Source organism: Pseudorhodoplanes sp., assembly GCF_035565855.1.
Taxonomy (GTDB): Bacteria; Pseudomonadota; Alphaproteobacteria; order Rhizobiales; family Xanthobacteraceae; genus Pseudorhodoplanes.
Genome location: NZ_DATMRX010000311.1, coordinates 1 through 3,630 on the forward strand (window position 1 = coordinate 1; position 3,630 = coordinate 3,630).

The 3,630-nt window shown below is 62.6% G+C and carries 3 protein-coding genes; all 3 read left to right on the top strand.

What is annotated here, in order from left to right:
* Nucleotides 1-1,245: sugar ABC transporter ATP-binding protein (locus VN004_RS17840; protein WP_325612893.1), on the top strand; the 1,245-nt coding region annotated here is incomplete at its 5' end.
* The gene (gene mmsB, locus VN004_RS17845) at nucleotides 1,242-2,456 is read left to right on the top strand and encodes a multiple monosaccharide ABC transporter permease (protein ID WP_325612894.1); all 1,215 of its coding nucleotides are present in this window, start codon (nucleotides 1,242-1,244) and stop codon (nucleotides 2,454-2,456) included. The genes VN004_RS17840 and mmsB, both read left to right, overlap by 4 nt.
* Before the next feature lie 83 nt (nucleotides 2,457-2,539).
* Nucleotides 2,540-3,532: an AraD1 family protein gene (gene araD1, locus VN004_RS17850; protein ID WP_325612897.1), complete on the top strand. Its 993-nt coding sequence runs from the start codon at nucleotides 2,540-2,542 to the stop codon at nucleotides 3,530-3,532.
* The last annotated feature ends 98 nt before the right edge of the window (nucleotides 3,533-3,630 follow it).

Consider the following 3,630-nt stretch of genomic DNA (forward strand, 5'->3'; position numbering starts at 1 on the left):
TCGATCGCCGAGAACATCTTCCTCGGCAACGAGCAGGCCCGCTACGGCGTCATCGATTGGGATGCGGTGCGCGGCAAAGCGGCCGCGCTGCTGCGCAAGGTCGGCCTTCGCGAGGATCCGGACACGCTGATCACCAATATCGGCGTCGGCAAGCAGCAGCTCGTCGAGATCGCCAAGGCGCTGTCGAAAGAGGTCAAGCTGCTCATCCTCGACGAACCGACGGCGAGCCTAAGCGAGAAGGACAGCGACGCTCTGCTCAAGCTGCTGATCGAGTTCAAGGACCACGGCATCGCCTCGATCCTGATCTCGCACAAGCTGAACGAGGTCGGCAAGGTGGCCGACCGCATCACCATACTGCGTGACGGCCGGACCATCGAGACGCTCGACAAGGCCGATATCGACGAGGACCGCATCATAACCTCGATGGTCGGTCGCCCTCTCGAGGATCGTTACCCCACGCGCACCCCGCGCATTGGCGAGACCATGTTCGAGGTGAAGAACTGGGTGGTCCATCATCCGCTGCATCCGGAGCGGCAGGTCATCAAAGGCGTGGATATCAGCCTGCGCAAGGGCGAGGTGGTCGGCATAGCCGGCCTGATGGGCGCCGGACGCACGGAATTCGCCATGAGCCTCTTCGGCAGGAGCTACGGCACGAAGATCAGCGGCGAGGTCTACCTCCACGGCAGGAAGGTCGATGTATCGAGCGTCGGCAGGGCGGTAGGCCAGGGTATCGCCTACGCCACGGAAGACCGCAAGACCTACGGCCTGAACCTGATCGACCACATCAAGCACAATATCTCGATCGCCAATCTCAAGGGCGTCTCGGCTGGCGGCGTGATCGACGACATCAAGGAACTCAATGCCGCCAACGACTATCGCCGGAAAACCAACATCCGGTCTTCCAGCGTCTACCAGATCACCGGCAACCTTTCCGGCGGCAATCAGCAGAAGGTCGTGCTGTCGAAGTGGCTCTTCGCCAATCCCGAGGTGCTGATCCTCGACGAGCCGACACGCGGCATCGACGTCGGCGCCAAATACGAGATCTACACGATCATCAATCGGCTTGCCGAGGAAGGCAAAGCCATCCTGGTGATTTCGTCGGAGATGCCGGAACTGCTCGGCATCTGCGACCGCATCTATGTCATGAACGAAGGACGCATCGTCGGCGAGATGGCCGGCAGCGAAGCCTCGCAAGAGAAGATCATGCGCGCTATCGTTCGCGGGGAAGGAAGAGCCGCATCATGAGCACGGAAACAGCTGGCAAGGCGGTGAGCCCGGCCAAAGCTTCGGCGCAGGCGGCGCTGAAGGAGAACCTGCGCGATTACGGCCTGGTGCTGGCGCTCATCGCCATCATGGTGTTCTTCCAGTTCACGACCAACGGCACGCTGTTCAAGCCGGTGAACCTCACCAATCTGGTGCTGCAGAACTCCTACATCATCATCATGGCTCTCGGTATGCTCCTGGTGATCGTCGCCGGCCATATCGACCTGTCGGTCGGCTCCGTTGCCGGCTTCATCGGCGCGGTCGCAGCGGTGCTGATGGTGCGGTACGGCGTCAATCCGATCCTGGCGGCGTTCATCTGCCTGATCGTCGGTGGCCTGATCGGTGCCTCCCAGGGTTACTGGATCGCTTATATGAAGATCCCCTCCTTCATCGTCACGCTGGCGGGAATGCTGGTCTTCAAGGGCCTGTCGCTGGCGCTGCTCGGCGGCCAGTCGGTCGGGCCCTTTCCGCGCGAGTTCCAGTTGCTCAGCGCCGGCTTCATCCCCGACGTGATCGGCCCGATCACGATCGGGGGCGTCACGCTGCACTCCACGACGCTCCTCATCGGGGTCGCGATCGTGGCGGCGATGCTCTACTTCAGCCTGAGAAGCCGCCGCAACCGCGAGAAGCACGGTTACGAGGCGGAGCCTTTCGCCCTGTTCGTCGTCAAGAATGGCTTCATCTCGGCCATCGTGCTGTTCCTGGTCTACATGATGGCGTCCTACAAAGGCCTGCCCAACGTGCTGATCGTGATGGGCGTCCTCATCGCGCTCTTCGTCTTCGTCACCAAGCGCATGACGTTCGGCCGGCGCATCTATGCGATGGGCGGCAACGTGAAGGCGGCGGCGCTGTCCGGGATCAAAACCGAACGGCTCACTTTCACGATCTTCGTCATCATGGGCGCTCTGTCGGCTCTCGCCGGCCTCATCTTCGCCGCGCGGCTGAACACGGCCACGCCGAAAGCAGGCCTCGGCTTCGAGCTCGACGTGATCGCGGCCGTGTTCATCGGCGGCGCCTCGGCCATGGGCGGCGTCGGCCAGGTGGCGGGCGCCGTCATCGGCGCGTTCATCATGGGCGTCATGAACAACGGAATGTCGATCATGGGCGTCAACATCGACTGGCAGCAGGTCATCAAGGGCCTGGTCCTGCTCGGCGCCGTCGTCTTCGACGTGTACAACAAGAACAAGACTTGAGCGGCTCGGGACGGAGCGGCCGATACAGGCCCTCTATTTTCCAGCGCCCCATGGCGCGCGACTCGTCGGTGTAGGAGCAGGGAATGCTGATTTCTGAGATTGTCGACGCGAACGGAATCGTGCGTGTGGCCATTCGTAGCGGAGACACTGCGCGGATCGTGCGGGACGCGGCGAGCGTCTACGCCCTTGCAATGGAAGCCACCCGCTCCGGAGAAGGGCTTGTAGCTCTCATCCATCGCAAGGGCCTCGGCGATGCCGTGGATCTCGAGGCTGCCTATCGCGACGGGCGCCTGCGCTCGCCGATCAGCCATCCAGATCCCGCGCACCTCCATCTGACGGGCACTGGTCTCACCCATCTCGGCTCGGCCGCGACGCGCGACGCCATGCATAAGAAACTCGCCGACGACGGCGAGGAGGACCTCACCGATTCCATGAAGATGTTCCGCATGGGCATCGAGGGGGGCAAGCCTGCCGCGGGCACCGTCGGCGTGCAGCCCGAATGGTTCTACAAGGGCAACGGCGCTTTTGCCGTCGCGCCGGGCGCGCCGCTGGTCTCGCCCGACTTCGCCAAGGATGGCGGCGAGGAGCCGGAGATCGCGGGCATCTATGTGATCGGCGACGACGGCACGCCATTCCGTGTCGGGTTCGCGCTTTCCAACGAATTCTCCGATCACGTGACGGAACGCGTCAACTACCTGTATCTCGCGCACTCGAAGTTGAGAAACGCCTCTTTCGGACCGGAGATTCTGGTTGGCGCGTTGCCGGAAGACATCCGGGGAACGTCGCGCATCCTGCGCGGCGGCAAGCCGCTGTGGGAGAAGCCGTTCCTTTCAGGCGAAGCGAACATGTCGCACAGCATCGACAATCTGGAGCATCACCATTTCAAATACGCCCTGTTCCGCCAGCCGGGCGATGTGCACGTCCACATGTTCGGCACGGCCACGCTGTCCTTTGCCGACGGTGTCCGAACCGAACCGGGCGACGTATTCGAGATCTCCGCGCCGGATTTCGGACTGCCGCTGCGCAATCCGCTCAGCATGGCGGATGCCGTGCCGGTTCGAGTGAAAGCTCTCTAGAGCAGGATCATTTTAGGTTGCCGCGTATCCAGCGTTGACGAGATAGTTCGCGCATTCGTTGGGGGTGAACTGATCGAGCAGGGCACCGATGCGCTTGC

Excerpts from the sequence above, each read along its gene's own strand:
- mmsB (WP_325612894.1), top strand. The coding sequence starts at position 1,242 with ATGAGCACGGAAACAGCTGGCAAGGCGGTGAGCCCGGCCAAAGCTTCG.
- araD1 (WP_325612897.1), top strand. The coding sequence starts at position 2,540 with ATGCTGATTTCTGAGATTGTCGACGCGAACGGAATCGTGCGTGTGGCC.